Origin of the sequence: Citrobacter sp. KTE151, from assembly GCF_000398845.1 — a bacterium.
Lineage (GTDB): Bacteria > Pseudomonadota > Gammaproteobacteria > Enterobacterales > Enterobacteriaceae > Citrobacter > Citrobacter braakii.
This window is the reverse complement of record NZ_KB976064.1, coordinates 326991-340287: the sequence shown is the minus strand read 5'-3', so window position 1 is coordinate 340287 and position 13297 is coordinate 326991. Positions and strand designations below refer to the sequence as shown.

Annotated in this window: 12 protein-coding genes; 9 read left to right on the top strand and 3 right to left on the bottom strand. The window is 52.1% G+C overall.

Features of this window, described 5'->3' with window-relative positions; all coding sequences use genetic code 11:
* The first annotated feature begins 78 nt into the window (after positions 1 to 78).
* The 3 genes from rnm (at position 79) to rluB (ending at position 2550) form a co-directional block, all read left to right on the top strand.
* Positions 79 to 957 carry an RNase RNM gene (gene rnm, locus WC7_RS13100; protein ID WP_016153257.1) on the top strand — a complete coding sequence of 293 codons (879 nt, stop codon included), beginning with the start codon at positions 79 to 81 and terminating at the stop codon, positions 955 to 957.
* Positions 954 to 1574 (top strand): L-threonylcarbamoyladenylate synthase, encoded by a 621-nt coding sequence (locus WC7_RS13105; protein WP_016153256.1) that lies wholly within the window; start codon positions 954 to 956, stop codon positions 1572 to 1574. The genes rnm and WC7_RS13105 overlap by 4 nt, the downstream gene beginning before the upstream one ends.
* Before the next feature lie 100 nt (positions 1575 to 1674).
* Positions 1675 to 2550, top strand: a complete 876-nt coding sequence (rluB, locus tag WC7_RS13110) for a 23S rRNA pseudouridine(2605) synthase RluB (RefSeq protein ID WP_006684306.1) — start codon at positions 1675 to 1677, stop codon at positions 2548 to 2550.
* 83 nt (positions 2551 to 2633) lie between these two features.
* On the opposite strand, the gene cobO is transcribed toward rluB, so the two are convergent.
* Together cobO and WC7_RS13120 are read right to left on the bottom strand one after the other, a co-directional pair.
* Positions 2634 to 3224, bottom strand: coding sequence for a cob(I)yrinic acid a,c-diamide adenosyltransferase (cobO, locus tag WC7_RS13115; RefSeq protein ID WP_016153255.1), 591 nt, complete (start codon positions 3222 to 3224; stop codon positions 2634 to 2636).
* Complete coding sequence (locus WC7_RS13120) at positions 3221 to 3982, bottom strand: YciK family oxidoreductase (protein ID WP_016153254.1); 762 nt, start codon at positions 3980 to 3982, stop codon at positions 3221 to 3223. The genes cobO and WC7_RS13120 overlap by 4 nt, the downstream gene beginning before the upstream one ends.
* 210 nt (positions 3983 to 4192) lie before the next feature.
* Between WC7_RS13120 and sohB the strand changes: the two genes are divergently transcribed.
* Positions 4193 to 5239, top strand: coding sequence for a protease SohB (gene sohB / locus WC7_RS13125; protein ID WP_016153253.1), 1047 nt, complete (start codon positions 4193 to 4195; stop codon positions 5237 to 5239).
* Positions 5240 to 5292: 53 nt separating this feature from the next.
* On the opposite strand, the gene WC7_RS13130 is transcribed toward sohB, so the two are convergent.
* A complete protein-coding gene (locus WC7_RS13130) occupies positions 5293 to 5544 on the bottom strand; it encodes a YciN family protein (RefSeq protein ID WP_003020616.1) in 252 nt (83 codons plus the stop codon).
* Positions 5545 to 5941: 397 nt separating this feature from the next.
* On the opposite strand from WC7_RS13130, the gene topA reads away from it, so the two are divergent.
* From topA to acnA, 5 genes are all read left to right on the top strand, one after another.
* Positions 5942 to 8539, top strand: coding sequence for a type I DNA topoisomerase (gene topA, locus WC7_RS13135; protein WP_016153252.1), 2598 nt, complete (start codon positions 5942 to 5944; stop codon positions 8537 to 8539).
* Between the two features lie 208 nt (positions 8540 to 8747).
* On the top strand, positions 8748 to 9722 hold the full coding sequence (gene cysB, locus WC7_RS13140) for an HTH-type transcriptional regulator CysB (protein WP_016153251.1): 975 nt from the start codon (positions 8748 to 8750) through the stop codon (positions 9720 to 9722).
* Positions 9723 to 10048: 326 nt separating this feature from the next.
* Positions 10049 to 10177: a YmiA family putative membrane protein gene (locus tag WC7_RS25530; RefSeq protein ID WP_016153250.1), complete on the top strand. Its 129-nt coding sequence runs from the start codon at positions 10049 to 10051 to the stop codon at positions 10175 to 10177.
* A gap of 3 nt (positions 10178 to 10180) precedes the next feature.
* Positions 10181 to 10351, top strand: a complete 171-nt coding sequence (locus WC7_RS26970; protein ID WP_016153249.1) for a hypothetical protein — start codon at positions 10181 to 10183, stop codon at positions 10349 to 10351.
* A gap of 266 nt (positions 10352 to 10617) precedes the next feature.
* Complete coding sequence (gene acnA, locus WC7_RS13145) at positions 10618 to 13293, top strand: aconitate hydratase AcnA (RefSeq protein WP_016153248.1); 2676 nt, start codon at positions 10618 to 10620, stop codon at positions 13291 to 13293.
* Positions 13294 to 13297: the final 4 nt, after the last annotated feature.

The following is a 13297-nucleotide window of genomic DNA, read 5'->3' as shown; positions in this document are numbered from 1 at the left end:
GTCAACACCTGATTTCAGTATATTTGTCTAAACCGCTATGATGGGCGGGTTAAGACATTTAGTGAAACGGGAGCCGCATTGAGCGACACGAATTACGCAGTGATTTATGACCTGCACAGTCATACTACAGCCTCCGATGGGCGATTAACGCCAGAAGCCTTAGTACACCGTGCGGTAGAGATGCGAGTCGGTACACTGGCGATCACCGATCATGACACCACGGCGGGTATTGCGGCGGCAAGAGAAGAAATTTCACGTGCGGGTTTAGCGTTAAATTTGATCCCTGGCGTCGAGATATCAACAGTCTGGGAAAACCATGAGATCCATATCGTGGGTCTGAACATTGATATCGCCCATCCAATGATGTGCGAATTTCTGGCGCAGCAAACGGAACGTCGTCAGCAGCGCGCGCGCCTGATTGCTGAACGACTCGACAAAGCGCATATTCCCGGCGGGTGGGAAGGGGCATTACGCCTGGCTGATGGCGGGGCGATCACTCGGGGGCATTTCGCGCGTTTCCTGGTGGAATGCGGAAAAGCCAAAACCATGGCGGATGTCTTTAAAAAATATCTTGCTCGTGGGAAAACCGGTTACGTTCCGCCACAGTGGTGTACAATAGAACAAGCTATTGATGTCATTCATCATTCTGGCGGTAAGGCAGTTCTGGCTCATCCTGGGCGGTACGATCTTAGCGCTAAGTGGCTGAAAAGACTGGTTGCGCATTTTGCTGAACATCACGGCGACGCGATGGAAGTGGCACAGTGCCAGCAGTCTCCCAATGAACGCACCCATCTGGCGACGCTTGCGCGTCAGCATCAACTGTGGGCATCGCAAGGGTCTGATTTTCATCTACCCTGCCCATGGATTGAGCTGGGTCGTAAACTCTGGTTGCCCGCAGGCGTAGAAGGCGTCTGGCAACTTTGGGAACAGCCCGAGACCACAGAGAGGAAAGTATGAGCCAGTTTTTTTATATTCATCCCGAAAACCCACAGCAGCGACTGATCAATCAGGCCGTTGAAATCGTGCGTAAAGGAGGGGTGATCGTCTATCCAACTGATTCCGGCTATGCGTTGGGTTGCAAAATTGAAGATAAAGGCGCAATGGAGCGCATTTGTCGCATCCGTCACCTGCCGGACGGGCACAACTTTACGCTGATGTGTCGTGACCTGTCCGAACTGTCGACCTATTCGTTTGTCGACAACGTGGCCTTCCGTTTAATTAAAAACAACACGCCGGGCAACTACACGTTCATCCTGAAGGGGACGAAAGAAGTACCACGTCGACTGTTGCAGGAAAAACGTAAGACCATTGGTTTGCGTGTACCCTCGAATCCGATTGCGCTGGCGCTGCTGGAAGCGCTGGGCGAGCCTATGCTCTCTACATCACTGATGCTGCCGGGCAGCGAATTTACCGAGTCAGATCCGGAAGAAATCAAAGATCGTCTGGAGAAAGTGGTGGATTTGATTATCCACGGTGGATATCTCGGCCAGCAGCCAACCACGGTTATCGATTTAACCGATGATTCCCCGGTGGTATTGCGCGAAGGCGTTGGCGACGTTAAACCTTTCTTATAAGGGCGCGAACCGCTATACTACGCGGCCTTAAAATGGCGCTGACTGGCGCCGTTGATTCTCCTGTTCGACGCCTGTGAAGGCGACATCTAAAGGAAGCTCTATGAGCGAAAAGTTACAAAAAGTGCTGGCGCGCGCTGGCCACGGTTCTCGCCGTGAAATTGAATCCATAATTGCCGCGGGTCGCGTGAGCGTTGATGGCAAAATTGCCACGCTCGGCGATCGCGTTGAAGTTACGCCGGGTCTGAAAATCCGTATCGACGGTCATCTGATTTCGGTGAAAGAATCTGCGGAGCAAATCTGCCGTGTTCTGGCTTATTACAAGCCAGAAGGTGAACTGTGTACCCGTAACGACCCGGAAGGTCGTCCGACCGTGTTTGATCGTCTGCCAAAACTGCGCGATGCGCGCTGGATTGCCGTGGGACGTCTGGACGTGAATACCTGTGGTTTACTGCTGTTTACCACCGATGGCGAACTGGCGAACCGTCTGATGCACCCAAGCCGCGAAGTTGAACGTGAATATGCGGTGCGTGTGTTTGGTCAGGTTGATGACGCAAAACTGCGCGATCTGAGTCGTGGCGTGCAGCTGGAAGATGGTCCGGCCGCATTTAAAACGATCAAGTTCAGCGGCGGTGAAGGGATCAACCAGTGGTATAACGTCACGTTGACCGAAGGGCGTAACCGTGAAGTCCGTCGCCTGTGGGAAGCCGTGGGCGTGCAGGTAAGTCGTCTTATCCGTGTACGTTACGGTGATATCCCACTGCCGAAGGGCCTGCCGCGTGGCGGCTGGACGGAACTTGACCTCGCGCAGACCAACTATTTGCGTGAACTGGTGGAACTGAAGCCGGAAACCACCTCTAAAGTTGCCGTCGAGAAAGATCGTCGCCGTATGAAGGCAAACCAGATCCGCCGTGCGGTGAAGCGCCACTCTCAGGTTGGCGGCAGCCGTCGTCCTGGCGGTCGCAGCAACAACGGTTAATCATGAGTAGGCCTGATAAGCAACGCGCCATCAGGCGCGAGCGTGGAGCCGGATGCGGCGTAAGCGCCTTATCCGGCCTACTATCAGTAATCGATCCCCATCTGGGCTTTCACACCCGCTTCAAAGGCGTGCTTAACCGGCCGCAGTTCGCTGACCGTATCCGCTAACTCCAGAATATCGCGATGACATCCACGACCGGTGATAATGACCGTTTGATGGGCAGGGCGCGCGTTTAGGGCATTGATGACCTCGTCGAGCGGCAGATAGTCGTATGCAACCATATAGGTCAGCTCGTCCAGTATCACCATATCCAGCTCAGCGTCGGCCAGCATCCGCTTGCCGTGTTCCCATACGGCCATGCAGGCTGCGGTGTCGGACTCGCGGTTCTGCGTTTCCCAGGTAAATCCTGTCGCCATGACCTGAAACTCAACGCCGTGGGGTTCGAGTAAGTTTCGTTCACCGTTTGGCCACGTCCCCTTAATAAATTGCACTACGCCGACTTTTTTACCGTGGCCTACTGCGCGCGTGGCGGTACCGAACGCGGCGGTGGTTTTACCCTTACCATTTCCGGTGAACACAATAATAATCCCGCGCTCGTCTCTGGCGGCGGCAACACGGGCGTCAACCCGGTCTTTTACGCGCTGCTGGCGCTGCTGATAGCGTTCTTCACTCATTGGGCGATTCCTGGTTTACGGCCCGGCTGGGCATCGAAAGTCATACCGGTTTTACGGCGGCTGTCATCGCCCATCAGCCACAGGTACAGCGGCATAATATCGGCGGGGGTTTTCAATTTTTGCGGATCTTCCGTCGGGAACGCGCTGGCTCGCATGCCGGTACGCGTTCCACCAGGATTGATACAGTTTACGCGCAGGTGGCGGTGCTGATATTCATCAGCCAGAACCTGCATCATTCCTTCGGTAGCAAATTTGGAGGTGGCGTATGCCCCCCAGTTGGCGCGCCCCTGGCGACCGACGCTGGAGGAGGTAAAGACCAGCGATCCGGCATCGGATTTGAGCAACAACGACAGCAATGCCTGAGTCAGCATAAAGGTGGCGTTTACGTTTACCTGCATCACGTCCTGCCATACCTGCGGGTTTTGCTCGCTCATCGGGCAAATGTCACCGAGCAATCCGGCATTATGCAATACGCCATCCAGACGCGGGAAATGCGCGGCAATGCGCTGTGCGAGCTGGTGGCATTCGTCAGACGTACAGGTGAGCAGATCCAGCGTGAACCAGTGTGGTTGCGTACCTTTTTCTTCGGCGATGGAGCGGGCAACTTGACGCAACTTTTCTTCGTTACGCCCTAACAGAATCACGGTCGCGCCGTAACGCGCGTAGGTCTGTGCGGCTTCACGCCCGATACCATCGCTGGCACCGGTGACCAGAATAATGCGGTCCTGTAGAAGATCTTGTTTCGGTTGATAATGCACGGCTACTCCTCGGCGACGTCCTGGCCATCTCGTTCGCGATAACTTTTGGGCTTTATGCCTTAAACCCTGTTCTTTTTCAATCAGCCAAAGGCAATAACACCGCAAAATGAACGCGTTGTCATGCTTTTTACTGAATGGATGAAGCAAGACGGGTTAACAAGGCTGTTGTACACTGAGCGAAAGTAGCGTTGTTTAACCAAGGTGGGTCACGTGGAATTGTTGTCTGAATATGGGTTGTTTTTGGCAAAAATTGTCACTGTCGTGGTGGCTATTGCGGTGGTAGTTATGCTGATCGTAAACGCGACACAACGCAAACGTCAGCGTGGGGAATTGCGGGTCATTAATCTCAGCGATCAATATAAAGAGATGAAAGAAGACCTGTCGCTGGCCTTATTGGATGGGCATCAGCAAAAATTCTGGCATAAGGCGCAGAAAAAGAAACACAAGCTTGAGGCGAAGGCCGCTAAGGCAAAAGCGAAACTGGGAGACAGTACGTCATCTGATAAACCACGGGTATGGGTACTTGATTTTAAAGGCAGTATGGATGCCCATGAGGTCAGCGCATTACGCGAAGAGGTGACGGCAGTGCTGGCGGTCGTTAAACCCCAGGATCAGGTCGTGGTTCGTCTGGAAAGTCCGGGCGGCGTAGTACACGGCTATGGCCTGGCCGCGTCCCAGTTACAACGTCTGCGCGATAAGCAGATCCCGCTGACCGTTACGGTAGATAAAGTCGCTGCGAGCGGCGGATATATGATGGCTTGCGTGGCGGATAAAATTGTCTCGGCGCCGTTTGCTATTGTCGGCTCTATTGGCGTTGTGGCACAGATCCCGAACTTTCACCGCTTCCTGAAAGGGAAAGATATTGATATCGAACTGCACACAGCCGGACAGTATAAGCGTACGCTGACCTTACTTGGTGAAAACACGGAAGAAGGGCGGCAGAAATTCCGCGAAGACCTGAACGAAACCCATCATCTGTTTAAAGATTTTGTACAGCGCATGCGTCCGGCTCTGGACATTGAACAGGTTGCCACGGGTGAACACTGGTTTGGTCAACAGGCGCTGGCAAACGGGCTGGTGGATGAGATCAATACCAGTGATGAGGTGATCCTCGGACTGATGGACGGTCGTGACGTATTGAACGTACGTTATCTGCAGCGTAAAAAACTGATGGACCGTTTTACCGGCAGTGCCGCCGAGAGCGCCGATCGTTTACTGATGCGCTGGTGGCAGCGGGGGCAAAAACCGCTGATGTAAAATTGTAATTGCCGGATGAGGCGCAGCCGTCATCCGGCAAATCATTTCTCGTGTTAATCGATCAAGTGATACTTTTCAGAAAGTACGTGCGCCAGATGTTTAAACATATTAAACACCGCCGTACTTTTGGGCGTCGGTAGCCCTTGCTCGTCTAAAAAGTAATCTCCGCTGAAAACCAGCACGCCATTTCGCTGCGTTACGCCGGTGGCGACAATCCCCGCCAGCGTGTCCTCATGCTCACGAATGATTTTGTTGGCTTCAATCAGCAGTGTTTCGCGATCGATGGGTTGAGTGTCTTTATGCATTATTTACTCCTTAAACAAGGACATTAGTCTACGCCGAGCCCGGCTTATGGGCAAATATTCCCTGACTTAAATGAAGGTCTTACGTCAGTGTTGCAAGTGGCGAGATTTGTTTTTGCATGCTAATAAAGTTGCGTAACGCATTTTATCAGGTACAGTGTGACGCTTTCGTCAATCTGGCAACAGATTTGCTTGACATTCGACCAATACTCCGTCGTGCTATAGCGTTTGTGAGCGAAAAAGCCTGTTAACTCAGTTACATGAGAGTTACATTACAAGCGCGAATCAGTTTAAGGGTTGATATCCGCCGACGCAGAGACCATATCGATGTCTCGTCGCCAGTGGAAGGTGAATCAACGTGCGACGCATTCTGGAAGAATCAAATTAGGTAAAGGTGAATATGGGTAAAGCTCTTGTCATCGTTGAGTCCCCGGCAAAAGCCAAAACGATCAACAAGTATCTGGGTAATGACTACGTGGTGAAATCCAGCGTCGGTCATATCCGTGATTTGCCGACCAGTGGCTCAGCAACTAAAAAGAGCGCCGACTCAACCTCCACCAAAACGGCTAAAAAGCCCAAAAAGGATGAACGTGGCGCTCTCGTCAATCGTATGGGTGTTGACCCGTGGCACAACTGGGATGCGCGCTATGAAGTGCTGCCCGGTAAAGAAAAAGTTGTTTCTGAACTGAAGCAACTGGCTGAAAAAGCCGACCACATCTATCTCGCAACCGACCTTGACCGCGAAGGGGAAGCCATTGCGTGGCACCTGCGGGAAGTGATCGGCGGCGACGACACCCGCTACAGTCGCGTGGTGTTTAACGAAATTACCAAAAACGCTATTCGTCAGGCGTTTGAAAAACCGGGCGAACTGAACATCGACCGCGTCAATGCGCAACAGGCGCGCCGCTTTATGGACCGTGTTGTGGGCTATATGGTGTCGCCGCTGCTGTGGAAAAAAATTGCGCGAGGCCTGTCAGCAGGCCGCGTACAGTCGGTTGCCGTGCGTCTGGTGGTTGAGCGTGAACGCGAAATCAAAGCATTCGTTCCTGAAGAGTTCTGGGAAATTGATGCTAACACGACGACGCCAGGCGGCGACGCGTTACCGCTTGAGGTGACGCATCAGAATGATAAACCGTTCCGTCCGGTCAACCGGGAACAAACGCTTGCCGCCGTTAGCCTGTTGGAAAAAGCGCGCTACAGCGTTCTGGAACGTGAAGATAAGCCGACCAGCAGCAAGCCGGGTGCGCCGTTCATCACCTCCACCCTACAGCAGGCCGCCAGCACGCGTCTGGGCTTCGGCGTGAAGAAAACCATGATGATGGCGCAGCGCTTGTATGAAGCGGGCTACATCACTTATATGCGTACTGACTCAACCAACCTGAGCCAGGATGCGGTGAACATGGTTCGCGATTACATCAGCGATAATTTCGGCAAAAAGTATCTGCCGGAGAGCGCGAACCAATACGCCAGCAAAGAGAACTCGCAGGAAGCGCACGAAGCTATCCGTCCTTCCGATGTCGCCGTTCAGGCGGAATCGCTGAAAGATATGGAAGCCGATGCGCAAAAACTGTATCAGCTGATCTGGCGCCAGTTTGTTGCCTGTCAGATGACGCCTGCTAAATATGATTCCACCACGCTGACGGTGGGAGCGGGTGATTTCCGTCTGAAGGCGCGTGGTCGTATTCTGCGCTTCGATGGCTGGACGAAAGTGATGCCTGCGCTGCGTAAGGGCGATGAAGACCGCATTTTACCAGCGGTGGATAAAGGCGATACGTTGACGCTCATCGAACTGACACCTGCGCAACACTTTACCAAACCGCCTGCGCGCTTCAGTGAAGCTTCGCTGGTTAAAGAGCTTGAAAAACGTGGGATTGGTCGCCCATCCACGTATGCATCGATCATTTCTACGATTCAGGATCGCGGTTATGTTCGCGTTGAGAACCGTCGCTTCTACGCTGAAAAAATGGGTGAAATCGTCACCGATCGTCTGGAAGAAAACTTCCGCGAACTGATGAACTACGACTTTACCGCGCAGATGGAAGACAGCCTCGACCAGGTGGCAAATCACGAAGCCGAATGGAAGGGCGTACTCGACAACTTCTTCACTGATTTTACTCAGCAACTGGATAAAGCCGAGAAAGATCCTGAAGAGGGCGGTATGCGTCCGAACCAGATGGTGCTGACCAGCATTGATTGCCCAACCTGCGGACGCAAGATGGGTATTCGTACCGCCAGCACTGGCGTTTTCCTGGGTTGTTCTGGCTATGCGCTTTCCCCGAAAGAGCGTTGCAAAACCACCATTAACCTGGTGCCGGAAAACGAAGTGCTGAACGTGCTGGAAGGCGACGATGCGGAAACCAACGCTTTGCGCGCCAAACGTCGCTGCCAGAAGTGCGGCACGGCGATGGACAGCTACCTTATCGATCCTAAGCGCAAGCTGCATGTATGCGGTAATAACCCTACCTGTGATGGCTATGAGATCGAGGAAGGCGAATTCCGCATCAAGGGTTATGACGGTCCTATCGTTGAGTGCGAGAAATGTGGCTCTGAAATGCACCTGAAAATGGGACGTTTCGGCAAGTACATGGCGTGTACCAACGACGAGTGCAAAAATACCCGTAAGATCCTGCGTAACGGTGAAGTTGCTCCACCGAAAGAGGATCCGGTTCCGTTGCCGGAACTGCCGTGTGAAAAATCTGATGCGTATTTCGTGTTACGTGATGGTGCTGCAGGTATCTTCCTGGCGGCAAATACGTTCCCGAAATCTCGTGAGACACGTGCGCCGCTGGTTGAAGAGTTGTACCGCTTCCGCGATCGTCTGCCGGAAAAACTGCGCTATTTGGCAGATGCGCCGCAGACTGACCCAGACGGCAACAAGTCGATGGTTCGTTTCAGCCGTAAAACCAAGCAGCAATACGTTGCTGCGGAGAAAGACGGTAAGGCGACCGGCTGGTCCGCGTTCTTCGTTGACGGTAAATGGGTAGAAGGGAAGAAATAACAGCATTCCGGCTGAATTTCTCCTCAAAGGGTCGCGTAAGCGGCCCTTTTTGTTTCTGGCGTATTATTTTTTGTCATCCCTATACAGCTCACATAGAAATGATATAGTGGTTATAGTTAACACACTTTTTATTATTAAATCGTATTAGCAGCGCCAACGAGCCTGCTCTGAAACGATGATTTGATGGCGCAAATCGGGATGGCTTAACATGAAATTACAGCAGCTTCGCTACATTGTTGAGGTGGTGAACCACAACCTTAATGTCTCCTCAACGGCGGAAGGGCTTTATACCTCGCAGCCAGGTATCAGTAAGCAAGTTCGTATGCTGGAAGATGAACTTGGCATCCAGATTTTTGCCCGTAGCGGTAAGCACCTGACCCAGGTTACGCCAGCGGGGCAGGAAGTCATTCGAATCGCGCGAGAAGTTTTGTCGAAGGTGGACGCCATTAAGTCCGTTGCTGGCGAACATACCTGGCCGGACAAAGGCTCACTGTATATCGCCACCACGCACACTCAGGCGCGTTACGCTTTGCCGAACGTCATTAAAGGCTTTATTGAGCGTTATCCTCGCGTCTCATTGCATATGCACCAGGGGTCGCCGACGCAAATCGCCGAAGCCGTCTCGAAAGGGAATGCAGATTTTGCTATCGCGACGGAAGCCCTGCACCTGTATGACGATCTGGTGATGCTGCCTTGCTACCACTGGAACCGTTCGATTGTCGTTACGCCGGACCATCCGTTGGCGGGCAAATCCGCCGTATCCATTGAAGAACTGGCGCAGTACCCGCTGGTGACCTACACGTTTGGATTTACCGGACGTTCGGAACTGGACACCGCGTTCAACCGTGCGGGGCTTGAGCCGCGTATAGTTTTTACCGCGACCGATGCCGATGTCATTAAGACCTATGTACGCCTGGGCCTCGGCGTGGGGGTAATTGCCAGTATGGCGGTTGATCCTGTCTCCGACCCTGACCTGGTGCGCGTTGATGCCCATGATATCTTCAGCCATAGCACCACCAAGATTGGTTTTCGTCGCAGCACTTTTTTACGCAGTTACATGTATGATTTTATTCAACGTTTCGCGCCGCATCTGACGCGTGATGTGGTGGATACTGCGGTGGCGCTACGTTCCAACGACGATATTGAAGCTATGTTTAAAGATATTAAATTGCCTGAGAAATAATAACGGCTGTTACCTCGTCGGTATCCTCAAACATAAAGCGATACCGACGGCAGAGTCTGAATCTATTCAATATTTTTCCTCTATATATTAACCATATATTGTTTATGGTAAACACTTGCTAAAGTAGTTTCAAATTAGTAAGGTCGCCAAAAATCCCTCTCAAATATTTATAACCGATCAAATAATTAATTTATTTATCAGGTCGAGTATGAAAATTATCTGGCTTTTTTTGACCTTTTTTATTAGGATTCCTCCTATCTGATGATTAATTGTACCGATTGTTTGGTGCTTAAATGATAAGTGATTTCGATAGTATGAGGTTAGTGATGCCTTCAGGAAACCAGCCAGCACGCCGGGATCCCGTCATGAAACGTAAAGCCTGGTTCGCTGTGTTTCTTGGCTCTGCCGTGTTCTGGATTATTGTCGCGCTCGTGGCCTGGAATGTGTGGGGGTAGGTCATGTCCACACTGGAACAACGCTCCACCGTGATGCCATCTCCGGATGATCATGAACAAGAGAGTCAACGCAGCGCAGAGAATAAGCCGAATATTCCAGCGACCTGGAAACTCTCTCCTGAACAACGGGCGTTTATCGATCTGTTTGCGGATGATGATGAACAGAAACAATAATTGATACGAATTTTATAATTATTATTAGTCCGTTGTCTTGTACTGCAAATATTTTATTCCGGGCAATCGTGATAAGCCATGCTTATCACCGTATTAACCTTGACCGCTTAAACCTTTCTCCTCGCCAGATACTTCAGTTCCCCCTTTGTAGCTCTTCACTTTTATCAATTTGAGTTGTTATCAAAGCGTTACATTTTGTTTGTGTTATCTTTAATACTAACCCTGAGGAAAACCAGGGGATCCAACCCTGTCATTAAGGAGGAGCTATGTCGTCGACCCTACGAGAAGCCAGTAAGGACACATTGCAGGTTAAAGATAAAACCTACCGTTACTACAGTCTGCCGCTGGCCGCTAAATCACTGGGTGATATCACCCGTTTACCGAAATCGCTAAAAGTTTTGCTGGAAAACCTGCTTCGCTGGCAGGACGGTAATTCCGTTACCGAAGATGATATTCATGCGCTTGCGCATTGGCTGAAGACCGCCCATGCCGATCGAGAAATTGCCTATCGACCTGCTCGTGTTCTGATGCAGGATTTTACCGGCGTACCGGCGGTGGTCGATCTCGCCGCCATGCGCGAAGCGGTGAAACGTCTGGGTGGGGATACGGCAAAAGTGAACCCGCTTTCGCCAGTGGATCTTGTCATTGACCACTCGGTAACGGTGGATCGTTTCGGTGATGATGATGCTTTCGAAGAAAACGTGCGCCTGGAAATGGAACGTAACCATGAACGTTATGTGTTCCTGAAATGGGGACAGCAGGCATTTAGTCGCTTCAGCGTTGTACCGCCGGGTACGGGGATTTGCCACCAGGTTAACCTTGAATATCTTGGCAAAGCTGTCTGGAGCGAGTTACAGGACGGTGAGTGGGTGGCTTATCCCGATACACTGGTCGGTACCGATTCCCATACCACGATGATTAATGGTCTCGGTGTGCTGGGCTGGGGCGTTGGAGGCATTGAAGCTGAAGCGGCAATGCTGGGTCAACCGGTCTCAATGCTGATCCCGGATGTTGTGGGCTTTAAACTGGTGGGTAAACTGCGGGAAGGTATCACTGCCACCGACCTGGTTCTGACCGTCACCCAGATGCTGCGTAAGCACGGTGTAGTCGGTAAATTCGTTGAATTCTACGGTGATGGGCTGGACACCTTACCTCTGGCCGATCGAGCAACCATTGCGAACATGGCACCGGAATACGGTGCAACCTGCGGTTTCTTCCCGATCGATGACATTACCCTTGAGTATATGCGTCTGAGCGGGCGCAGTGAGGAACAGGTTGAGTTGGTCAATGCCTATGCCAAAGCGCAGGGAATGTGGCGTAACCCAGGGGATGAACCTGTGTTTACCAGTTCGTTGGAGCTGGATATGGGCAGCGTAGAGGCAAGCCTTGCTGGACCGAAGCGTCCGCAGGATCGGGTGGCGCTGGCTGATGTGCCGAAAGCCTTTTCGGCGAGTAATGAACTCGAGGTGAATAGCTCGCTGAAAGACCGTCAGCCAGTGGACTATACCATGAGCGGTCAGCAGTATAAGCTGCCGGACGGCGCGGTGGTGATAGCCGCTATCACCTCTTGTACCAACACCTCAAACCCAAGCGTATTGATGGCGGCGGGGCTGCTGGCGAAAAAAGCCGTCACGCTTGGTTTGAAACGTCAGCCATGGGTGAAAGCCTCGTTGGCGCCAGGATCGAAGGTGGTTTCCGATTATCTGGCAAAGGCTGGGTTCACTCCGTACCTTGATGAGCTAGGATTTAATCTTGTGGGTTATGGCTGTACCACCTGTATTGGCAACTCTGGACCCTTACCCGATCCTATCGAAACAGCCATCAAAAAAGGCGATCTTACGGTTGGGGCAGTGCTTTCTGGAAACCGTAACTTTGAAGGTCGTATCCATCCGCTCGTGAAGACCAACTGGCTGGCGTCTCCGCCGCTGGTGGTAGCCTACGCGCTGGCGGGGAATATGAATATCAACCTGACGAAAGATCCGTTAGGCCATGACAGAAAAGGCGATCCTGTTTATCTGAAAGATATTTGGCCGACAGCCAAGGAAATTGCCCGCGCCGTTGAGCAGGTCTCTACCGCCATGTTCCATAAAGAGTATGCTGAAGTCTTTGAAGGCACGCCAGAATGGAAAGCAATCCAGGTTGATCGCGCTGATACCTATGGCTGGCAGTCTGACTCGACCTATATCCGTTTGTCACCGTTCTTCGATGGTATGCAGGCTACGCCGGATCCGGTTCAGGACATTCACGGTGCGCGTATTCTGGCGATGCTCGGAGATTCTGTTACCACCGACCATATTTCTCCTGCCGGCAGTATTAAACCAGACAGTCCGGCGGGGCGTTATCTGCAAAGCCATGGCGTTGAGCGTAAAGATTTTAACTCCTACGGTTCGCGACGCGGGAATCATGAAGTGATGATGCGTGGTACCTTTGCCAATATTCGTATTCGCAATGAGATGGTACCTGGCGTGGAAGGTGGCATGACGCGTCATTTGCCGGGAACCGAAGTGGTGGCTATTTATGATGCGGCCATGCAATACCAGCAGGAGAACGTGCCTCTGGCGGTGATTGCCGGGAAAGAGTATGGTTCCGGCTCCAGCCGTGACTGGGCGGCGAAAGGCCCACGTTTGCTGGGCGTTCGCGTGGTTATCGCAGAGTCTTTTGAGCGAATTCACCGTTCTAACCTGATTGGCATGGGCATTTTACCGCTGGAATTCCCGCAGGGCGTCACGCGTAAAACGCTGGGATTAACCGGTGAGGAGGCGATCGATATTACGGACCTACAAAACATTAAACCGGGGGCGACAGTTCCGGTGAGTATGGTACGCGCAGATGGGCGTAAAGAGGTGATTCTATGCCGCTGTCGCATTGATACCGCGACGGAGCTAACGTATTACCAAAACGACGGCATTCTGCACTACGTGATTCGTAATATGTTGAATTAAAATG

Excerpts from the sequence above, each read along its gene's own strand:
- acnA (WP_016153248.1), top strand. The coding sequence starts at position 10,618 with ATGTCGTCGACCCTACGAGAAGCCAGTAAGGACACATTGCAGGTTAAA.
- rluB (WP_006684306.1), top strand. The coding sequence starts at position 1,675 with ATGAGCGAAAAGTTACAAAAAGTGCTGGCGCGCGCTGGCCACGGTTCT.
- WC7_RS13105 (WP_016153256.1), top strand. The coding sequence starts at position 954 with ATGAGCCAGTTTTTTTATATTCATCCCGAAAACCCACAGCAGCGACTG.
- cobO (WP_016153255.1), bottom strand. The coding sequence starts at position 3,224 with ATGAGTGAAGAACGCTATCAGCAGCGCCAGCAGCGCGTAAAAGACCGG.
- WC7_RS26970 (WP_016153249.1), top strand. The coding sequence starts at position 10,181 with ATGTCCACACTGGAACAACGCTCCACCGTGATGCCATCTCCGGATGAT.
- WC7_RS13130 (WP_003020616.1), bottom strand. The coding sequence starts at position 5,544 with ATGCATAAAGACACTCAACCCATCGATCGCGAAACACTGCTGATTGAA.
- topA (WP_016153252.1), top strand. The coding sequence starts at position 5,942 with ATGGGTAAAGCTCTTGTCATCGTTGAGTCCCCGGCAAAAGCCAAAACG.
- cysB (WP_016153251.1), top strand. The coding sequence starts at position 8,748 with ATGAAATTACAGCAGCTTCGCTACATTGTTGAGGTGGTGAACCACAAC.
- WC7_RS25530 (WP_016153250.1), top strand. The coding sequence starts at position 10,049 with ATGCCTTCAGGAAACCAGCCAGCACGCCGGGATCCCGTCATGAAACGT.